Genomic DNA, 20,924 nt, shown 5'->3' on the forward strand with positions numbered 1-20,924 from the left:
TCGGCCAACGGATCAGCGTAGGCGAGGAGGAATTTTGTTTCCAACGTGTCACAAGCGATTGAAAACGTGCGCTGGCTCATTCTTTAGCAAACGTGCCGACTTTGGTTAACCGGTTGTTCTTTAAGTATCTGACTTTTTAAGTAGGGAGAAAGCTTGCACTCCCAGTCCTTCAGCAACCCGATGAAGATTATCTATGGAGATATTCTGCTCTGATCGTTCGACAGCGCTGAGGTAAGTGCGATTCAACCCCGCTTCTGCTGCTAGGCGTTCTTGTGACCAGCCTTTTTCAGCACGAAGTAACCGCATGTTGCGGGCAAGTGTGTCTCTGAGAGGGCTTTTGGGTATTCGTTTCACCACTAGTTCTATTGGTGAATGTCTCTTATAACTCTACCTGTTTTAAGAGACATTCGACTTAAGAATGACAATTGCGCCTTAAAGGAGTGATGAACATGAGCGTTGATTTGATGAAGCTGGAAAAAAGAGCTCGGCAGGATGATGATCTGCCGAGTTTACATTATGAATATACTTTTACGAACAACGGGGGACGAGGACAAATTTTCTTGAGCCCTAGCGCACAATACATTTCATTTACGACACGAGAGTTACCTATGGTGGTTCGCGATGTCATCAAGTTCGCAGCTAAGCGGATGGACATATCAGAAGGTACGCTACGAAAATGGGTTGCATTAACTGCGAGAGGTGAAGAGTTGCCCTGCGATGCTCTTACTAAGGCAGGCCTGCCCTGCAAAAACCCTGTTGAATGCCATCTAATTCCAGAAAACCCGAGAGAATTTGACCCAAGTGCAAAGATCTACTGCGCAGTGCATATGAAAATGTTCGATAGCTGAGCCCAAATCTGATGCGGGCGCTGAAGGCATGAGCAGTGATATTTAAAGTCTGCTTCTCTTAAACGGGGAGCGAATGTGGGACGGAACTCTGGGCTTGGTTAAGCACCAAACACTTCAGCTGCGTTTTAGCCTTTATCCACGGACCTGAATGAATTCAACGGCCCCGTCGTGCAGGAATGCAGCGGTCAGGCGGCCTGTGGCATATGCTCCGGTATCCACCGAAATCACGCCGTTGCTCTCTTGTGGGACATCTACGATGGTGTGCCCGTGGACAACCCAAAGCCCGTCTTGCCGTGGCTGCTGTTGAAAGCGCACATGGCCCCAAGTCAAGGCTTGGTCCTTTTGATGTTCTATGGGCAGTGACGGGTCTGCGCCAGCATGGACCACAACAACATTGCCACTTTGAAACACGCGCGGTCGGTCGCTGAGCCATTGCTCAAGCCCCGATGGCATAGCGGCCAAAAGATGTTCATGCGCTTGTCTTAGGGCCGCTGGCGCGTTGTTTTGGCTCAAATTCAAGGCGCCATAGCTTGCCATCGTTTGCAAGCCGCCATGACGCATCCATCTGTTCCCTGCTTCTTCTGGATTACGCATAAATGACAACATCATTTCTTCATGGTTGCCCAAAATAACCACTGTGTTTGGGCGTGTGGTTTCTAACGCGCGTATGCGCTCTAAAACCTCTGCGCTGTGTTCGCCGCGGTCTATTAAGTCGCCAACAAAGATCCAACGAGCGTCGGGCGCTTGGTGGTTTAACTGATCGATCATCGCGTCTAAGCAGCCCAGCTGCCCATGGATGTCTCCCACGACAGCAAGGTTTTCTTCTGGACTTGGTGGGCCACCTTCAAATCGTAAAATAGGTGCAGTTTCTTTTGGCTTTCGCGGGCGAAAAAAACGCTTAAACATCGGGAAAACCTTTCCTTTGAACAGAGGTCAAACACAAACCGCGCCCAACGGAGCGCGGTTTGTGTTTATGAAAATGCCACGCATTATTATAGGCCATATCAACATCGGAGCGCAAATAAAGCGGTGCTGATCTCACGCGCGGTTAGTCATGCCTCAGCGACACCTTTGGACCCCAAGTCTTATGAGTTCAGCGCCTGTGAGTTTTGTTGGTTTTCGTGTGCTGTAGCGTGCGCTTGTCATATACCAAGTCTTGATGACTGGCGGGTAGTGAGAGGAAATGACGTTTGACCAGCGGTCGAATTCGGCTTGGGTTAGTTTTGATCCGAACCGGTAAGGACCATGGAAGCCAAAGACGGCAGTCGGTGTCACGCAGACATTTCGCGCACCTAAAAACATTGTGCAGCTGGACATGCAGGAGCCGCGGCGGATTTCGATGCGTTGGCCCAATCTGTTGATCTGTTGGATTTCGCCGTAACGTTCACGGACGCTGCCGCCTGGGTCGCCGTTGATAACGATTGTCGCCCCTGGGACTTTTGACTTTGGTCGTGCGGCCTGTGCGGGCAGCGCAAAAGCCGTCAGCAACAGTGCTGTGCCAAGTATAGATAGGCCATAGACAAACGAATTTCGACCGCGCGCAAAAAGCGCACGTTTTGATTGTTTAAAAAACATGTAATCACCCCACATGATAATTAAGGGGTGTTCTCACCCCATGTCGCCGATCCCCATCGGCTTGCTTTGGAGTAAAACAGAGAGAGTCTAAAAAACGATTAAGGGGCTGTGAGAGGTTGTTGATCACGCATAAAAAAAGGCACCAAAGAATGGTGCCTTTTAAATATCTAGACGCTCAAACCGCAGGTGCGGTTGGGTTTAGTTTGTAGATGTTGTCGCAGTCGTAGCTGTCGTTGATGTGGTGTTGTTGCCAAGAAGGGCACTAGCAAAAATGCCGCCACCACCGAGGATAGGTGCGACACCTGGGAGAAAGTTTTGAACATCGTCAGCGTCGGGCAGACCGATGCAAGCTGCATCATCTTTGTTGGCTTCATCTTCACAGTCAATTTCTTGTGCAGTTGCAGCTGTTGCAAAGAAAGCAACGGAGGAGAGGAGAAGGATCAAAAATTTAGACATGGTTGACTCGCTATTCTGGTTTTGCGTCTCTTTAACGAAAGAAACGTGATGATATATTTGGGATCAATATAACTCAGTTCACATCTCAATTATATGGCAAAATCGGTAAAACACCCTATTTTTATCGTCCAGGTTGCCCAATCCACGCATATTAGGCGCAAGATTGCTCAATATGCGTGCTGAATATCACCGTTACTCGGCGGCTGAGGCCGTAATATTGAGGATGGTTGGGGTGAGCTGATTGACTAGGCGATTCCATCTGGCGACGGGCTGTTCAGCAACGAACACGATATCATTGGGTCGCAATTCAAAGCGCGTGGCCAAAGTGAGCATTGTGACATTGCTGGTGTCAAGTTTCCATGCGGTGAAGGCATCGAATTCCATCGGGTCTTCAGAGCCACGCAAAACGTAGATGTGACGCGGGTCAGCCGTTGTGGTCGCAAGGCCTGAAGCACCTTCATAAAGCGCATCAGCCAAGCTTGCCTGACGGCCAAGAGGCAGTGGGAAACGGCCTTGGGTTTTGACTTCGCCTGTGAGGTAGACATAGTCCCGATCGGTGGCGTCGAATTGAACTTGCGCGGTGTAATTCGCACGGGCCTCGGCAAGTTGTGCGCGGCGCAAGGACACTTCTGTATTAAGCTGAGACAGGGCCGCTGTGCGTGCATTTTGGCGGTAAGAGGCCAATTGGATTTGTTGGCTGAAGTAGGCAGATGCCTGATCCAGTTGATAGGTGTCATCAACGAAGATGCTATCGCCTGGGAACAGCGGGATCTTTTGCAGGCTGTCGCTGGCGTAGAGTTTTTCCAACGGAATTTGGTAGAGCGATCCATCGCGATAAAGGCGTACAGAGGTGTAATCCATGTTCTCAGCCGTGGTGCCGCCAACGCCAGCCAGCGCTTCATCAAGATACAGCGGGGTCAGGGTGATTGGAACAACACCGGGGGTGGGAACTGCGCCCCCAATAGAGACTTTTTTGGAATTGAACTGTGAGATCTCAAGGCTGAAGGTCGGCTCAATCTGGGCCGAGACCAAGCTTTGGAACAGTGTCGCTTCGGCTTCTTCGAGTGTTAGACCGGCGATGGACACGCGGCCAACATCAGGGATGGCGATGCTGCCATCGTCTTGCACGGTATAGCCTTGGCGGCTGTTTTGCGCAGCCAACAGTCCAGACAGTTGTTCAACTGAGGATCCCGCTGGCGTCGCAAGCAGAACAACATCGCCAACACCGATCATATAGGGTTGTGGCTGACGTGCAGGGGGCAAGCGTGTTGCCAAGGCATTTGGACGCGTTTGAGCGGTATAAGACGGCTCTGGCACAGCGCCGGCACCTCTGAGACCGCCACCCATACCGGCTGTCGCGCGAAACACGGCTGGTAAATCATGGGGCGTATAAGAGGACCGGTTGGCCACAAGCACACTTTGGCTGGTGACAGGCACAACGCGCACTTTTGCATCATCCGTAGCGCCAGCAACGACCTTTTGGCTATGATATACAGTCCCACAAGAGGACAGTGAAAGTGCCATGAGAAGAGCAACAGCTGTACGCACTGGAATCATTCCTTGTCTTGAAATCCGTCGATTGTTCGGTTCTTAATATCGAAGATCGATCCTTAAAACCATTCTATAGAGTCAAACCTGCACGATAGAGGCTTTCACGCCGCACCAAACGGTATGAAAACCTTCGAAGATCAGGAGTCAATTCGTATAATATTTCGTCCCGTAAGACCCATAGGCACCATATGCATCGCCATAGCCGTAACGTTTCATGCCCTTGGGGTCGATTTGGTTGAGCACCAGCCCGTTGACTGTGACGCCAACCGTTTCGAACATCCGCAGTGAATCGCGCACTTGCGTTTTCGACGTTTTGTCCCAGTGAACGGTGAACAAGACGACATCAACATGTTGGGCAACGACCCGTGCGTCAGGCACAACCAGCACAGGCGGCGTGTCGATGATCACAAAGTCATAGGCCTCGCGTGCGGTTTTAAGGAAGTCCAAGAAGCGCTGCGATGACAAAATGTCGGCTGCGTTCTCGGTGCTGGGTTCACTGACAAGGATGTCTGCGCCAAGAATTTTGTCATGGATTACAGCTTCACTCAACGCGACATCTCCCGCCAAAACGCTCTTCAAGCCTTTGGCGTCCGTGACGTTAAGATACTGACTGAACACAAGACGACGAATGTCGCCTTCTACCAAGAGGACTTTTTTGCCCAAGCCAACCAAGTTTTGTGCCAAAGCAAAAGACACCGTGGTCTTGCCCTCGCCGGGTAAGGACGAGGTCGACATGATGACTTGTGGGGTTTTGTCGACACCGGATAGCAATACTGATGTCCGTAGATTGCGCACGGCTTCTGCGGCCGCAGAGGTGGGTTTGTCCGCCAGATAATCCAGACCGTCGCGACGGCTGCGACTTGGCAAGAGTGGAATTTGCCCCATCACCCGCAGGCCTGTGTCTGCTTCCAAATCGCTTGATTGACGATAGCCTTTTTGGCGCATTTCCAACAGCAAAGCTGCGCCACATCCAAGCATTCCACCCAGAATGAGTGACATCGCGAGGATTAATGATTTGCGTGGCTCCGACGGACCGCTCGGCAAAACTGCGTTAGACAAAATACGGCTGTCCGCTTGCTGAATGCCCTCTTGTGCGGCGGTTTCTTTGAGGCGTCCTAGGAAATATTCATAGAGCAAACGGCTGGCCTCTGCCTCGCGTGACAATTGTTGCAGCTGAATGATTTCATCGCTTTGGGTGGCAATCTCGACTTCGCGTTCTTCAATACTCGCGGCCAAAGACTGTACCTGCGCGCCCGTGCGCTGTACTTGAAGTTGAGCGCGGGCCAAAAGCTGCGAAAACTGTGCGTCAAAGGCAGGGCTTGAACCCGTTTGGCGCCACAGCGTCATCAGTCGAGAATCTCCGGCTTGTTCCGCTTTGTCTTGATCTGATGCTGTCTCTAAAGCCGTCAAAGTCGCCAATTGACGTTCAGCCTCTGCAAATGTTGCACGGGTTGTTTGCAGCCGATCGCGCGACTCTTTGAGTTGACGATCAAGCGCCTGAACGCTCTCAATGCTGACCGCTTCAGAATTGGTCGAAAACGCTGATACACGTGCTTCGGCTTGTTCCAGTTCCAACTTGAGGTCCGCCACGCGGGATGTCAGCCATTCCGAGGCATCTTTGGTGGCCTCGAATTTCACATCCATTTGATACAAAATATACTGCTCTGCCATCGTATCAGCGATGGTTGCAGACTTTTGTGCATCCTCGGTTTCCAGCGTAATTTGCAACACATAAGTGTTAGGAATGTTGCGTACAGAGATACGTTCCAAGAGTGCGTTGATCGTGCCGGCTTCCTGCTCCTGTAGCGTTGCGGGTTCAGGTTTTTCGCCAGTCAGGGCGGCCTTCAACTTGTCTTTAAAGTCAGCAGGCCGCAGTGTAGCGTTAAACTCAGGATCTTCTGTCAAACCCGCCACATTCACAACGCGCTCAAGCAAACGACGGCTTTTGAGAATCTCAACTTCTGTGTTGATTGCCTCGGAATCCGTGCCGAGGCTTGGCAAAACAGAACTGAGATCTAACAGCTGCTGACCCGAAGCATCTAGCAGCACAACAGTCGTGGCACGGTATTTTGGTACAGCAACACTGATGGCATAAAAGGCCCCCAGCGCACCCATCACGACCATACAGGCTAAAATCAACAGCTTCCTGCGCCACAAAACGCCGAGCAAAGCCCCTAAATCAATTACGTCTTCATCAGTTGCACTGCCGTACGACGGATTGTTGTTTTGCGACACAGGCTTCTCTACTTATTACTAGGGTCTAATTGCAGTATGGTTTAGGATAATTACAGCCGAATATCCATCGGCTTAACGTGACATTTTAAAAATGTCGCGTACTTTTATACAAATCGGCGGGCGCTTGCTTAAGAATATAGCCGCGCCGCAACAGCTTTGCGTACTTGGGCGGTCAGGTCTTTGGCGCGGGCTTCTGAGCTGGATTGGGCATATATGCGAAACTCTGGCGCATTGCCTGACGGGCGTAAATGCACCACATCGCCACTTTCAAAATCGACCCGCAAGCCATCTGTCAGATCGACGCTGGCGATGACCCCGTAGGGCGCGAAAAAGGCTTCACGTTTCTTGATGTCGTCAATCACTCCCGTCAAAAAAGCCCCAGCTTTGGCGCGGTCGATGTCTTGCAAGCGATCTGCTGCCGTAAAGCATTGAGGCAAAGCCGATACAAGGTCGGTTAGAGTCTTGTTTTGCTGTTTGGCTGCAAACAAAGGGGCTATGATGGGCAACATGCAGTCACGGGTCGGCAGGGCTGCCAGAGGGCCCGCCAATTGCGCATCAAAGCCCAAAAGAAACCCGCCATTGGCTTCAAATCCTACGCAGCGGTCTGCGGGCACTTTGGCTTTTTCCATCTCGGCAATCACAAAAGGCGAGCCGATGCGGGTCAAAACCACGGTTTCAAATTCAGGACAGCGGCGCACCATGTCGTTGGACGATACCGGCGTGATCACTGTTTTGGCACCCAAAACCTGCGCGGTCAAAACACCCAGCACATCCCCCGGAATGACTTTGCCAGTTGCATCGCTGAGCAGCGGGCGATCTGCGTCACCATCAGTCGAGGCCACAGCGTCAAGGCTGTGCTCTTGGCTCCATGTGATCAGGTTGGCGCGGGTCGCGTCATCAACGGCTTCCGTATCAACCGGAATAAACGTGTCGGAATGCGCCAAAGGCACCACGGTGGCGCCAAGTTGTGTTAAGATGGCCTCCATCGTGTCGCGTGCAACAGAGGAATGACGGTAAACGCCGATGCGCAGACCTGAAAGCGCAGTGGCCCCAAAGGCATCAATGTAGCGATTTACATAGACCGTCTCTGCCTCGGGCTGCGATCTCTGCACCCCCGTCGGTCCTGTGCGACGCGCCCGTTTGGTATAGGCTGCGTTGATTTTTTGTTCGTCTTCTTTGGAAATTTCGCCCTGTGGCACGTAGAATTTCAAACCATTGCGGTCTGCAGGGATATGACTGCCCGTCACCATGATAGCCGCGGCTTTTGCCGACATGGATGCCAAGGCCAGCGCAGGTGTGCCAAGCGCGCCGCAATCAACAACGTCAACGCCTGCATCTAGGGCTGTGCGGCAAATCATCTGGGCGATGTCTGGCGATGATGGACGCAAATCTTGCCCGATGAACAGCGTGTCGCACTCAGGGACGGTTGTCAGGAACGCATGCACGTAATCTGCGACGACCTCTTCGGTCAAATCAATAACAAGACCGCGCAGGCCGCTGGTGCCGAAAGAAGGAGCCATATTGAAGGCCTTTTGCCGGAGGGACTGCATGCTTCGCGTCTCTATCATCCATGTAGGACATGCAAAAATACAAAGTTAGTTTATATAAAAAAATATAATGTCCGCATGTAAATATCGTTTAATGATTTCTATTCGCTTTCGTTATCGTTGCGCAAAGCTGATATTAAAACAGTTCATCCTGCAGATTATTTAAGCGATGGTTTATACAGGTTCTTATCTTGGCGCAGACGACATAATTCGCTACGAAGATATCTATACGCGTTGGCAGATGTCCAAGGAAAGACAGTAAGACTGTACTCTTGTTCCTGTTTCCTAAACCAGAGTAAGGTCCGACTATGTTGGAATACCACAGAAAAAAAGCTCTTTTTTCGACGCAATTTGTGCCGATGTCATTGGTATTACTATCTCTTCTTGGCGGCATCACCTTGGGCCTTTCTCCAGCGCTGGCTGCGCTCGCCATTTTATTGTGTGCCTCAAGTTTTTTCATATCCATAATTACCCAAGGCAGTGTGCATAAAACTGCATTCTGGGGGCTATTATTTATTAGCTACAACGTCTTTAGTGGTATCATTTTTGGCGGTTTTGACTCCCTTCAGGAAGCATCCGTCATCAGTTGGATCGGCAACGAAGGACGCGTTTTTTTATACTACTGGCCGGCATTGTATGTTTTACAAACGTTTCGCCCCATACATGTCGAGAAAGCTTTGGCATTTTTAATGCGCAGCCTCACAGTACTCGTGTTGCTTGTTATGTTGCTCAAAACGGGGTCAGGGTTTTCAACTTTCAGTACACACCATGCTGCAGGCACATTTATAGCAGGCTTGATTTTCTACAATCTCTTTCGATTTGATAAGACTAAATCTAAAGCCGACTTGATGTATTTGTCATTTGCGTTGCTTGCTATGCTTGCTTCAAATTCTCGCACGTCTTTATTGACTGCTGGATTAGCCGTAATTTTAGTTTATTTTAGTTCAGCGCAAATTATGCGCGTTCTGCGCCTTTGTTCTTTCTTGATCCCGCTGATTTTTGCCATGCCACTGGCTTTTCCAACTCAGTTTGCGCGCCTTGTAGATGCAGCCAATATGGAAACTGTTAACTCGGTCGTCAAAAATTTAAAGGATGCTTATGTTGCAGATAGTCCGATCGAAGTTGGCAAAGCCTTTGATTTGTCTGGATCTGTTGACACCACTGGAAACACAAATCTCGCTATCCGTGGTTACCTTTGGGGACGGTCAATTGGAGAAGGGTTTAGGTCACCATTCTTTGGCGAAGGGTTTGGAAGGGTGAATGACTTAGGTCGCGTATATATTGGTATGCCGTACCTATTGTACCCAGCCGTAGATGCGGCCTATGCGAATCCGTCTAATCTCACAGCCCATAACGGATTTTTGCAGGTGTTTGCCGAATTGGGTCTGATCGGATCGGCTTTGCTTTTTATGGTTTACCGCACGCTTTGGACCGGTCTCAAAGGCGACTTAATGTGGATGTATATTGGGCGCGCTTGCCTGATCAGCTTAATGTTGATGTCAATCACACAACACGCCTTTGGCGCGCCTATCTATGGGCTGTCTTTGTTTTTATTAGCGGCGATAGCCAACCGAATGTGTACCAGTGAAACCTAGAGATTACGTTCTTTTAAGCTTCGGAATTAGAGTATCCACCACGCGTGATTTTGGCCAAAAGTCTTAGACCATAGATACTTCGCAGGACGGCTTGTACTGTAAGCCCTGCAATCATCGCCCAGACCAATCCGTTCTCTATTGAAAGCATTGACGTTACGAAGATTCCTGCGACGACAATTGATGTGGAGATGGCTGCAATAGCGCTGAGTTGGAATGGACGGCGTGCGCTCATAAACAACGCAGACCACCCGAAATTTGTCGAATTAAGCATGATCATTACACCAAGCATAACCGCTGTGGGCATGGTCAAAAGGCTCTTAGCGAACAAGATTTTTTCGATCCAGACATAGCCGACCACAACCGTCAAGGCCGCTGCAACACCAAGCATTAATGACAACCGCAAGCTTTGTTTAAGCGACGCACGCAGGGCGCTTGTCTGCGTTTGGCGGCTCATTTTGGACAAGTAAAAACGGAATAGTATCCCGTGGAAAATAAAGGAAAGCGAGTAGATATAGACCATATGCGTGGCCAAAAGATATTCCGTGCCGTTTGCCACGAAGGCGTAAACGGCAAGCGTGATTTGCGTATAGGTTTGCTGCATCAGAAACGTCGCAAAGTAGCCCGCGTTGGCACGCAGTATTGTGAAATACTGACGCGCTGCAATCACCGCATAGACTAATTTCGCATACCCTAGTCGTACAGTTAATAGCAGCATGAACGCAAATCCGAGGGTCCCTGATAAAGCATAGTTCATCGTCAGGGCAAAGATGATCAAGGTGCAGACAGCAATACCTATTAGATAGAAAGAAGCACGCCCTTTATCGGTTTTGAGGTAGCTCGCATAGAGCAGATAGTATGACCGAAAGACGACCAAAAACAAAAAGGGTAAAATAACACCATGAGCCACGCCCGACACCGAAGCAATCATAAGACCGGCAATGAACAACAGCGTAGAAATGAGCATGTGGAAAACGAAAACGCGTCGCTCTAACCCTTGTTTTACAAGATAAACTTGCGGAGCGCCATAAAGCACTAAAGTGGCAAGAAACATCGCAACTTGGTAATGGGATACGTTTTCTGCCAACACATCTGTATCTGTGATCTGCCGTGACATGATCAAAACGGGCAACAGCCCAAAGACTCGGCCTAAGGTAAAGGCCAAGTCCAGCTTGTTGATCAACAGATCCGCGATGCGGTTTCTAAGGTTGGCCATTCGAGGCTTGTTACCCTTGCAAAACAGGCCCGAGCGCTTGGGCATACTGCTCAAGTGTCGTCTGTTTTTGTGTCTTGATTCGTGTTTGCCAAGCCGCGAGATCAGCTTTGCTTTGATCAACAACAGCCAGAAGTTCGGTTTCTGATTTCACCTGCGCCGACAGGAATCCATTTACCGTATCGCCACGCGCATCATGTGTGATGGCAGCGTTTGGAACTCCTGCAGAACTCGACACTCCACAGCCATGAACGCGGCTGGAAATCACGAAGTCAAACTGGGAATATAATTCCGGGTAGTCGACAGCATCAAAGACCGAACGCACATTTTCCGCACCATAGAGAGCTGCGGCATGTTCCAGTTCGTCAACATAGTGGCACACAACACGGCAATCATAACGATTGTTTAGCGTCTCAAACAGGCGAGTTTGCAAGTCGAATTTTTCATTAGACATGCGCTGATAGCGATGTGTATTTGTCGTATTAAATCCAAGGCCAACGTGATTAATACCGTCCACGGTGTCACGTTCAATTGGCGATGACAGGAGCGCTGGACATGGAAGATAATTTGCCTCGATGTCCATCTTGCCAAGGTTAACCACAAGGTTTTCATTACGGCAAAACACAGTGGCGCGGCGTAAAATAGTTTGTTCATCTTCGGTAAGCTTCAAGGGTTTGTTGGTTGTACCGATACCCAAAAACAGAATTTTTCCTTTAAACTCTTTAAGCTTTTTGTAGAGTGGTTTGAGGCGGCCACCATACCAAGCCGGACTGCCTGCGAAGACGACCGTGTCATAAAAATTGATGTCGTTTGTCCGCTTAAACGAGTTGTCGTAATGCGTGATATTGAACGCAAAATCGATCGAGGACGCAAGGCTCGTGTAATAGGGTTTTTTCCAGAAGTTCCAGCTTTCAAGAAGCGATGTTGTTTGCGGACTTTTGTTGTAAATCGTTGAAACATCCTCACGTACACCGCATTCTTTAAGAATACGGCGGGAGCCTCGCAAAATAAATTCGTCGCCAGGATTCCATTGGCGTGTGGTTACATAGAGAATTTTCATGATGTTCTTCCGTCGGGTTGCCAGTACGAGAGGTCGCGCCCAGTGAGCGCACTCAGAGCCTCATTTTCAGATGCAAAATATTGTGTCCAAAGCTTGTGTTTTTGAGCAGCGGTTAAAGTAACACGCTCTTCTGGTTTGATGTCACGATATGCTATATTCGTCGTTGAACTGTTCTTAACACGCCCCACCAGATTTGCTAGTCCAAGTGACCGCGCAAGATTGGCCCCCAATTTTAGGGTGCGCGACAGTAGAGCGCTGCGCGCCATACCTGCCTCTCTAATACGGTCTTCAAACGGTAGGTTTACTGTCGGATCAAGGTCGAGGCGGCTCAACAAATCGCGGCCAAAGTTAGTGGCGTCGGCTTTTAAATCTTCAAAAATCAAAACTTCCACCTGATCCGCACCGAACAGGTCAACATAAGCCTGAAGATTAGTTAGATAACGGCTATTATTGATGATTTTCGGGAACTTTTGCACAGCTTCAAAAAAATCCCCTCCGACTTCGCCACCGCGACGCAAATATTGAAATTGCGACAGTGACCGCGCGATAGGGTCACGCAAACAAACAATAATTTTTACATTGGGGAGGTGAAGTTTTATGCGTTCTGCGGCTTCTTGAGAAAACAGATAATCATGCGACAGTTCTCCGATAGCTTTGACATCGTTTGGTGCGGGGGCAAAATGCGCCAAATACCAAGCCATACCTTTGTCATAATAGCGATCAAAGAAATAAGTGTCCTTAGCTGGCGGTACATAACATTCTGGGTGCAAAGACAGGATGTGGTTCATCCAGCTTGAGCCACTTTTATCGGGCCCGATGAAAAGGAAACTGGGGGTTTTCATGTCAGCCCTCGTTTTTCGTGGCAATCCATTGCGCCGCGTCAATAAGATTTGTTGCAAGGTATGTTGCGGGTTCATCAAGTTCGGTTGCGCGCTCTGGTGAAAACAGTCCAATCGTGTGAAGTCCAGCAGCCTGCCCCGCTTGCACATCACGCACAGCATCACCAATCATGAGGCCAGGACGGCGTCCAAGATCTTTTTCCGCTTGGTGTATCATACCAGGCAAAGGTTTTCGACAGGCACAGGTATCATCCGGTCCATGCGGACAGGCGTAGATCCCAGCTAAGCTTACACCTTCAGCTTTGAGTTTTTCACGCATCACGTCATGAATGGCATCAAGTTCTTTTTGGCCAAAATAGCCACGTGCTATCCCCGATTGATTTGTAATCACAACCAAATCCAAGCCCATGGCACTCAACTGCTTCATGCCAGCCAATGCCCCGTCACAAAACTCGAACCCATCGGGAGTAGACAGATAATGGCGATCAATATTGATTGTTCCGTCGCGATCCAAGTAAACGACTTCATACGTCATGATAACAGCTCATCTACCGCACCAATAACAGCCTCTTTCGACAAGGCTCCCATGCAGTCTTCCGGGTTTTCTGGATACTCGAACCCTAGGTTAAGATACCAACAACCTTCACAATCTGGTTTGGGGCTGACAGCAAGTTTCGACAATGGTCCCCACCGCACAGGGTTTGTCGGCCCACTCAAGCCAACCAACGGTACATCAAACGTCGCAGCCATGTGCATAATGCCAGTATTGACAGAAACCGTAATGACCGCGTTTTCCAAAACAGCCACAGTTTCTGAAAGACGAAACTTTCCTGTCGTATCAATCAGCCAAGAAGCCTCTCCGATCTCTTTCGCCAAAGCCGTAGATTTTGGTTCATCGACAGGAGCACCTGTCAAAACAATATCGAGCCCGTGGGTTTGATGAAGGTGGTGGGCAAGCGCCCCCCAATTTTCGATTGGCCATTCTTTGAGCTCAGCCCTGGCCCCTGATGGCCAAGCATGAAGCACTGCAAATCTATTTGGCAACATCGATGATACTTTGGCCTTGGCCTCATCCGAAACAAGCAAAACAGGTGTGGTATCTGTGACAGGACCAACAACTGCAGCCAAGGCACGAAAATTTTGCATCTCATGCCGGTCATTGCAGTGCTCGACAATAACATCATAAGCAAAATGTTTGTGCTGACCTGCGGTGTTAAACCCAACAGTAAAGGCCCTACTTCCAGCACATAGTAACGCGGGAAGTTTGGCCCACTGTGTCGAGTCAATAATGATATCCAAGTTAAGTCCGCGCAAGATACGCAAAGCCTGATCAGGACGTTTAACGGGCAACTCAATGAAATTGGAAGCCGGTAACATTGGGGCAATTGATTTATTGGTTCCTGACCCTAGGATCAGGATCTCTGCCTCTGGATAGGCCACTTGCAAATCGGGTATGATCGCACTCAACAGCAGTAAATCACCTAAAGCCCCAAAGCACATGACCCCAATTTTTGCAGGCTGGGTAGGAAGAGATTTCTTGCGGCGAAAAATAGATGTAGCTCGCAAAAGAGGGGGGCCAAAAACACCATCAACCAAGCGAAGGAATGGGTTTCCGCGCTCAGCCATCGTTCGTATTCATTCGTTGAATTGTTGAGGTTGTCGAATATCCATGCAGCGTCGGCACGATAATGACTTTACCTCCCAGAGCGACCACCTCAGGATAACCTACGATATCTTCAGCAACATAATCACCACCTTTAACCAAAAGATCTGGTGTCGCTTTTGTGATAAGCTCCTGCGGCGTATCTTCATCAAAGATCACCACCATGTCTACGTTTTGCATGCTGGACAAAACTTCTGCGCGCAATTCCTGTGGCTGTATTGGACGCGTTTCACCTTTGAGACGCTTCACCGATCTATCTGAATTGATTGCAACAACAAGCCTATCACACTCGGCTTTGCTCTCTTTTAAAATGCGCAAATGACCAAGGTGGAGTAGATCGAAGACACCGTTGGTCATGCCAACCGACAGACCCTCGTCCTGCCAAGCTTTCATCACTTGCGCCAATTCGTTGTAATCACTCGTCACAACGGCCTGATCCGTCCGGCCGCGCTCTAGGATAAGTTTTTCAACCTCATCGCGTGAAACCATGGCCGTGCCGAGTTTACCAACAGCAACGCCAGCAACGGTATTGCCATAGTGGATAGCTTTACCGATGGTTTGGCCGCTCGCTATTGCACAGGCCATGCCTGCCACGAATGAATCGCCTGCGCCTGAGACATCGAATACGTCACGCGCGAAGGATGGCACGTGCTCAAGCAAGCCTTCGCGCCCGACAAGCATAACGCCCATCTTACCACGGGTGACAGCCAGATAGGTGAGGTCGTGCTCAGCGATCAAAGCCATGGCGTCCGCAATAATATCTTCTTCATCAGCGGAGCGACGGCCCGCCACGACAGACAGTTCCAATTCGTTGGGCGTTAAAATCGTAGCGCCACGGTATTTTGAATAGTCGGACCCTTTTGGATCAACGACACAAGGGATATCATTCTCTCGCGCCCAAGAAATCAGGCCTTGGCACAATTCAAGATCAAGGACCCCTTTTGCGTAGTCAGACAGAACAAGCAGGTTGGCATCTTGCGCATGGCGCAACGCTTCTTCAAGAATCGCAGCTACGCTTTCAGCAGGCAAAGAAGACGTGTCTTCTTGATCAATGCGCAACAATTGCTGGCCTTGGGCTGAATAGCGTGATTTCACGATAGTGCCGCGAGGGTCAACCGGCCCTGTCAATTGGACATCAAATTTCTGTCCAACCGCCACCCGCAAATCACGCCCAGCTTCATCATCACCAACGGGGGCAATCAAACGAACTTGAGAGCCAAGCGACCCGATGTTCATAGCAGTATTAGCAGCACCGCCCGGCATGGACTCACGATCATTGATTTTGAGTACAGGCACAGGCGCTTCAGGTGATATGCGCAATGCTTCGCCATAATAAAAATGGTCCAGCATGACATCACCAACACACACCACCACGTTGTCGCCAAAAGAGGCTGCGAAAGGAAAATTTGTCATTTATGAGGGCTTCCCTAGTCTGCGTAGCCAAGACCAGATTCGATCCCACCACATAAAATATGACCAATCAAAATATGGCATTCTTGGATATGAGCGGTAATTTTACTTGGAACAATAAGCGAAACATCTGCCATTCCAGCAATTTTACCGCCAGTGCCGCCACCAAAAAACACGACTTTCATGCCGCGGGCCTGCGCTTCTTCCACGGCTTTCACAATATTGGCTGAATTGCCGGACGTAGAGAATGCCATAAGCACGTCACCCTCTTGTCCCAAGGCTTCAACTTGGCGAGAGAACACGCGATCAAACCCTATGTCGTTTCCTGCAGCTGTCAGAGCAGATGTATCCGTCGTCAGTGCAATCGCGGCAATCGCAGGACGATCTCCGATAAATCGAATGGTCAACTCAGTCGCCAAATGCTGACTATCAGACGCCGATCCGCCGTTGCCACAAAACAAAAGTTTTTTGCCAGCCTTCAAAGATTCCAAGCTGACTTCGATGGATTTTTGGATATTTTCAAGCTGTGTTTCGTCTGCGCAAAGCGCTTGGACGACTTCAATATGTCTTTCCAAATTTTTTTTGATATCTTTCACGATTGTACCACCTTCAGGTCCTGTGAGTTTTATATGATCAGGCTAATTTTGGGGCCAGTTCAAGACCATTAGCGCAATAAACTCCATAAGGTCATTGTGTGCAAGAACTATGACAAGTAAATATGCGAGCTTGCTTATTCGTTGCGCATTCGGCGAAACTGGACAGCGGGCTAAATTATACCCAACCTTGAAGACAGGATACACAAATGACCAGGAGACGTCGTTTCTCAGACCAGGTCAAATCTACCGTGGCGCTTGAGGCGCTTTATAGAGACCACACAACACAAGAGATAACCGCCAATCACAAGGCCGTCAAAGCATTGCGCAGCGCAGTGAAAGCAAGACGATGATCGATAAACGCCCCCACCTAAACAATGCAGACTGCTGAAGATCCGCCGGTCATCACTGTATTACACTCCAGTTGGTGTGTACGCTGAGACTCTGAAATTAATGAATGAGATTGACAGGATGTTCACCAAATACCCGTTTTTCCCCTCTCGTGCATTGCAGCACAATCCCCTGCCGAGCAGTGGATCAAGGATCGCAGTTTACAGATGCGGCCAAGATCTCCGCGCTGACAGAGGCTGATGTAAGAATTTCGTTGCATCTCGTGACATTGGCACTTGCCAGTGCATTGGCTGTAACAGATGATCGAGGTCGATATCTGGATAATATCTTCATCGAACGGCTGTGTCGGTTGCTAAAGCAAGAGGCTGTCTATTTGCATGACCTGCAAGACGGGCTCCAAACCAAACGAACGATCCCCTGACAACGGATTATTAGACACAGAACGAACCTAAAAGGTGGCATGAAACCAATCGTATTACATCTTAGCCAAGTCATAAACCTGTCCTAAAATCAGGGCCATTTCACTACAATTTTGTATTTCCTAAACCACAAAACCACGGGCGCTCTCTTGTGAAACACGGTTAAATTGGAACTTAAGCTGTGCCGAGCTTGGCTTGTGCCCAAGTGTAAAGCTGAATTGTTTCACTGTCTGTAAGCACGCGGTCGAAAATTGCAATCGGCGCAAAGCGGCCCGTCCAACGACGGGAAGTATCGTTATTGTTGCGCGACCCAATATGTTTTACTGGCCAACTTATTCCGCTATCGCGCATTACCGTCACAAAGGACCACGGGAGCGGCAGTAAGGTGTTGTTATATGGTCCATCTGACACCGAAACATCAAAATCTGTTATAAACATATTGGCCGAGGCTTCGCGGCCCATCACACGATTGGCCCCCGTTGCAGCATCGTCATCACAATATAGCGTCCCAAAATTGGCAAACGTCGTTTCGGTTCCATTGAGGTATTGAAACGCGCCCACAACCAATACGGCATCCAGTGTGACTGGCAACTCAAGGCCATTGCCAGTCGTCACGGCATTCTCAAGCCACGTCATGGCACCCGTTTGCCAAACAGGACAATCACTGCTCTTGGACTGTTGTAAATGGTGTCCATTACCACTTTGATCCTGAACCAATGCAACAGCATCGCCTGCAGCAGAAACGGGAACGGTGCCTGTGGTGTCTTGAAACATTGTCGACATTTTCGAAATATCCCACCACGCCACTGGGGCAAGTTTTTGCGGTGAAAACGATACAGTACCACTATTTTGTGTCGCAATCCTCGGAATAGATAAACCTAGCCCGAACATTTAAGACACCATGAATGCATGAATGCCTGAAGCTGTGGTCCCTGTCGCCAACACACGTTGAACACCAACAGGCAAGATAGAAAAATCGCTCACAGAAACTGTGCGCGATTGGCCGGATGCTGTGACAAATGCTATACTTCCCCCTGTTTCAGCATAGAGTGCGACAGCCACATCCGAAAGATCAGCGGCATCGTTTGGTGTGACAGGGAGAATGTCTTGTGTCGGACCGCTCAATGAGACTGCACGGTTTTCGAATGGATTGGTCATAGGGCACCTTTCAGCTAAGATAGAAGAAGAGCTCGAAGCAACAATTCGAGGCACAAGCCATTTCTATAAAAGAAGCATTGACAGCAGGTGATAGGATCGCCCGATGTCAGGGCAATTTAAGCAACGCTGAGTTACTGCGCAGTATGGCTTCCATTACGGGTGCATTTGGCAACAGTGTTCAAAAAAAACTCAATTTCAACATCAGCTTTGCCAGGATGTGTCGCTCATCACGGATCGCTCGAATACAGTTTTGCTCAACTCTTTTAACCACTTCAAGGAGCTTTGATGTGTCAAAATCAGCTCGGATAGCCATATGCGTACTTTTCACAACCACTTGCGGTGTTAACTTTGCTATTGCTCAAGATTGGAATACAGGCTCCGCAACCGTTGGAACGTACGGAACACCGGGACTGATTGACATGCCAACAGGAACCGTTTTCCCGGACGGCGAGATTCAGGTGGCAATAAGCTCTGCTCTCAGGGCAACAAAGTACAGCCTCAGCTTCCAAATCACCCCACGTATATTAGGGACATTCCGATACTCAGGACTTCGAGATTTTAGCGACTTTCGTGACGTCTACTATGACCGCAGTTTTGATGTAAGCTATTTGCTTGCGACAGAGACACATCTGCGCCCTTCAATTGTGGTGGGGCTGCGCGATTTTGGTGGTACTGGCATTTATGCAAGTGAATACGTCGCCGCAACAAAGCACTTTGCGGATGGTCGTCTGGCGATTACTGGCGGGATGGGATGGGGTCGCCTTGCGACCTATGGTGGTTTCGACAATCCTTTTTCTGCAATATCAGACAGCTTCAATACTCGCGGCTCCGGTCCGAGCTCCATTAATGAGGTTGGGCAACCTGAAACCGATCAATGGTTCCGTGGAGACGCCGCGCTTTTTGGCGGGTTTTCTTACGAGATCTCTCCGCGCCTTACCTTTGCCGCTGAATACTCTTCAGACGGTTACCTTGGTGAAGTGAAACGGCAAGTCCTTGAGCGCAAAACACCGCTCAACGCAGCGCTCTCATATAATTTCAAAAATGGAGCCGCACTGTCGGTCTATGCCCTTCACGGTTCAGAGCTCGGCATTACAGCATCAATCCCGATCACACCTCAGAAACCTAAATTCCCAAGTGGTATCGAAGAGGCTCCAGCTGCTTTACAACCACGTCAAAGCCAAGCGGCCCTGTCATGGGACGAAGGCAGTGTACGCCAAAAGGACAGCGCGCTTTTCGTGGCTCTGAAAGATCAAGGCATCGCGCTTGAGGGCATCACAATCGAGGGCTCTACTGCGACGGTGCGCATTGGCAACGAGCGCTTCCCAGCTCACGCACAGGCCCTCGGGCGCACGGCACGCATTTTGGCCAATAATCTTCCAGGTAATATTACGACCTTTAAAGTGGAATCCATTACCAACGGTATCACAACCTCACGCACCACCCTAGGACGGGAAGGTTTAGAAGCGTTTGAGTATGACCTTGAGAACAGTTGGAAAAGTTTTGCAGGCGCCAGTTTTGAAGATGCAGCACGCAGCGAAGCTGAAGCCATCGCAGGCGTTTATCCAAAGTTCAACTGGCGTTTGACCCCTTATCTTGAACCCGCGTTGTTTGATCCAGATAACCCCGTGCGCGCCGATGTAGGTTTACAATTCGCAGCCTCTTTTGAACCATACCGCGGCCTGATTTTTTCAGGTGCTGTGCGCCAGCCTGTGACAGGGAACCTCGATACCAGCACGCGGCCGTCTAACTCTGTCTTGCCACATGTGCGCACCGATGCGCCCGAATATGCCAAGCAATCTGATTTACAAATCAAAAATCTAACGGCCGAGTATTTCTTCCGCCCAGGACAAAACCTCTATGGGCGCGTCACAGCGGGCTATCTTGAAACCATGTATGGCGGCGTCTCAGGCGAAGTGCTTTGGAAACCGGTCAACGGGAACTGGGCCTTTGGCGCCGAGCTTAACTACGCCGTTCAACGTGATTTTGACCAACTGTTCGGCTTTCAAGACTATGACATCGTGACGGGCCACGCATCGGCTTACTACGATTTTGGTGGCGGATACTTGGGTCAGCTCGATGTCGGGCGCTACCTTGCGGGTGATTATGGGGCGACAGTGTCGCTTGATCGCGAATTCGACAACGGTTTCCGCGTGGGCGCGTTTTTCACGCTCACAGATGTGCCGTTTGATGACTTCGGCGAAGGCTCCTTTGACAAAGGCATTCGCTTTTCTATCCCAGTGGACTGGCTCACAGGATCTGCCAACCAAGGCGGTTACGGCACGACCATCCGTCCTGTTCTGCGTGATGGTGGGGCACGATTGGATGTGCGCAATAGACTTTATGGTGTTGTCAGAGGCAGCCATACAACCGAGTTAGAAGACCGCTGGGGGAAATTCTGGAGATGAGTTTGACAA

The 20,924-nt window shown here is 49.7% G+C and carries 19 protein-coding genes; 3 read left to right on the forward strand and 16 right to left on the reverse strand.

The window, feature by feature from the left end:
• Window positions 1–120 precede the first annotated feature (120 nt).
• Window positions 121–306, reverse strand: a complete 186-nt coding sequence (locus KO497_RS10790) for a helix-turn-helix domain-containing protein (protein ID WP_252729624.1) — start codon at window positions 304–306, stop codon at window positions 121–123.
• 143 nt (window positions 307–449) lie between these two features.
• Here KO497_RS10790 and KO497_RS10795 point away from each other — a divergent pair, with 143 nt between their 5' ends.
• The gene (locus KO497_RS10795) at window positions 450–848 is read left to right on the forward strand and encodes a hypothetical protein (protein ID WP_215943985.1); all 399 of its coding nucleotides are present in this window, start codon (window positions 450–452) and stop codon (window positions 846–848) included.
• Between the two features lie 132 nt (window positions 849–980).
• Here KO497_RS10795 and KO497_RS10800 read toward each other — a convergent pair whose 3' ends face one another.
• From KO497_RS10800 to KO497_RS10825, 6 genes are all read right to left on the reverse strand, one after another.
• On the reverse strand, window positions 981–1,754 hold the full coding sequence (locus KO497_RS10800) for a metallophosphoesterase family protein (protein WP_215943986.1): 774 nt from the start codon (window positions 1,752–1,754) through the stop codon (window positions 981–983).
• A gap of 153 nt (window positions 1,755–1,907) precedes the next feature.
• Window positions 1,908–2,423 carry a hypothetical protein gene (locus KO497_RS10805; protein ID WP_215943987.1) on the reverse strand — a complete coding sequence of 172 codons (516 nt, stop codon included), beginning with the start codon at window positions 2,421–2,423 and terminating at the stop codon, window positions 1,908–1,910.
• Window positions 2,424–2,621: 198 nt separating this feature from the next.
• A complete protein-coding gene (locus tag KO497_RS10810; protein ID WP_215943988.1) occupies window positions 2,622–2,879 on the reverse strand; it encodes a hypothetical protein in 258 nt (85 codons plus the stop codon).
• A 192-nt stretch (window positions 2,880–3,071) separates the two neighbouring features.
• On the reverse strand, window positions 3,072–4,436 hold the full coding sequence (locus KO497_RS10815) for a polysaccharide biosynthesis/export family protein (protein WP_252729620.1): 1,365 nt from the start codon (window positions 4,434–4,436) through the stop codon (window positions 3,072–3,074).
• A gap of 138 nt (window positions 4,437–4,574) precedes the next feature.
• Window positions 4,575–6,665 carry a GumC family protein gene (locus tag KO497_RS10820; RefSeq protein WP_215943989.1) on the reverse strand — a complete coding sequence of 697 codons (2,091 nt, stop codon included), beginning with the start codon at window positions 6,663–6,665 and terminating at the stop codon, window positions 4,575–4,577.
• Between the two features lie 128 nt (window positions 6,666–6,793).
• On the reverse strand, window positions 6,794–8,185 hold the full coding sequence (locus KO497_RS10825) for a phosphomannomutase (protein ID WP_215943990.1): 1,392 nt from the start codon (window positions 8,183–8,185) through the stop codon (window positions 6,794–6,796).
• Window positions 8,186–8,520: 335 nt separating this feature from the next.
• Here KO497_RS10825 and KO497_RS10830 point away from each other — a divergent pair, with 335 nt between their 5' ends.
• Entirely contained in the window at window positions 8,521–9,807 is a 1,287-nt protein-coding gene (locus KO497_RS10830) for an O-antigen ligase family protein (RefSeq protein ID WP_215943991.1), read from the forward strand.
• Between the two features lie 13 nt (window positions 9,808–9,820).
• Here the strand turns inward: KO497_RS10830 and KO497_RS10835 are convergent, their stop codons facing one another.
• The 9 genes from KO497_RS10835 to KO497_RS10875 form a co-directional block, all read right to left on the reverse strand.
• Window positions 9,821–11,020: a hypothetical protein gene (locus KO497_RS10835; protein WP_215943992.1), complete on the reverse strand. Its 1,200-nt coding sequence runs from the start codon at window positions 11,018–11,020 to the stop codon at window positions 9,821–9,823.
• A 10-nt stretch (window positions 11,021–11,030) separates the two neighbouring features.
• Window positions 11,031–12,077 (reverse strand): polysaccharide pyruvyl transferase family protein, encoded by a 1,047-nt coding sequence (locus KO497_RS10840; RefSeq protein WP_215943993.1) that lies wholly within the window; start codon window positions 12,075–12,077, stop codon window positions 11,031–11,033.
• Entirely contained in the window at window positions 12,074–12,919 is an 846-nt protein-coding gene (locus KO497_RS10845) for a sulfotransferase family protein (protein ID WP_215943994.1), read from the reverse strand. Before KO497_RS10845 ends, KO497_RS10840 begins: the two co-directional genes overlap by 4 nt.
• A gap of 1 nt (window position 12,920) precedes the next feature.
• A complete protein-coding gene (locus KO497_RS10850; protein ID WP_215943995.1) occupies window positions 12,921–13,451 on the reverse strand; it encodes a D-glycero-alpha-D-manno-heptose-1,7-bisphosphate 7-phosphatase in 531 nt (176 codons plus the stop codon).
• The gene (locus tag KO497_RS10855; protein ID WP_215943996.1) at window positions 13,448–14,542 is read right to left on the reverse strand and encodes a glycosyltransferase family 9 protein; all 1,095 of its coding nucleotides are present in this window, start codon (window positions 14,540–14,542) and stop codon (window positions 13,448–13,450) included. The genes KO497_RS10850 and KO497_RS10855 overlap by 4 nt, the downstream gene beginning before the upstream one ends.
• Window positions 14,535–15,992: a D-glycero-beta-D-manno-heptose 1-phosphate adenylyltransferase gene (rfaE2, locus tag KO497_RS10860; RefSeq protein ID WP_215943997.1), complete on the reverse strand. Its 1,458-nt coding sequence runs from the start codon at window positions 15,990–15,992 to the stop codon at window positions 14,535–14,537. The genes KO497_RS10855 and rfaE2 overlap by 8 nt, the downstream gene beginning before the upstream one ends.
• 14 nt (window positions 15,993–16,006) lie before the next feature.
• Window positions 16,007–16,585 (reverse strand): D-sedoheptulose-7-phosphate isomerase, encoded by a 579-nt coding sequence (locus KO497_RS10865; RefSeq protein ID WP_354668110.1) that lies wholly within the window; start codon window positions 16,583–16,585, stop codon window positions 16,007–16,009.
• 941 nt (window positions 16,586–17,526) lie between these two features.
• Complete coding sequence (locus KO497_RS10870; RefSeq protein ID WP_215943998.1) at window positions 17,527–18,243, reverse strand: hypothetical protein; 717 nt, start codon at window positions 18,241–18,243, stop codon at window positions 17,527–17,529.
• Window positions 18,244–18,510, reverse strand: a complete 267-nt coding sequence (locus tag KO497_RS10875; RefSeq protein ID WP_215943999.1) for a spike base protein, RCAP_Rcc01079 family — start codon at window positions 18,508–18,510, stop codon at window positions 18,244–18,246.
• Window positions 18,511–18,725: 215 nt separating this feature from the next.
• Here KO497_RS10875 and KO497_RS10880 point away from each other — a divergent pair, with 215 nt between their 5' ends.
• On the forward strand, window positions 18,726–20,915 hold the full coding sequence (locus KO497_RS10880; protein ID WP_215944002.1) for a YjbH domain-containing protein: 2,190 nt from the start codon (window positions 18,726–18,728) through the stop codon (window positions 20,913–20,915).
• Window positions 20,916–20,924: the final 9 nt, after the last annotated feature.

Source organism: Pacificibacter marinus, assembly GCF_018860665.1.
GTDB lineage: Bacteria > Pseudomonadota > Alphaproteobacteria > Rhodobacterales > Rhodobacteraceae > Celeribacter > Celeribacter marinus_A.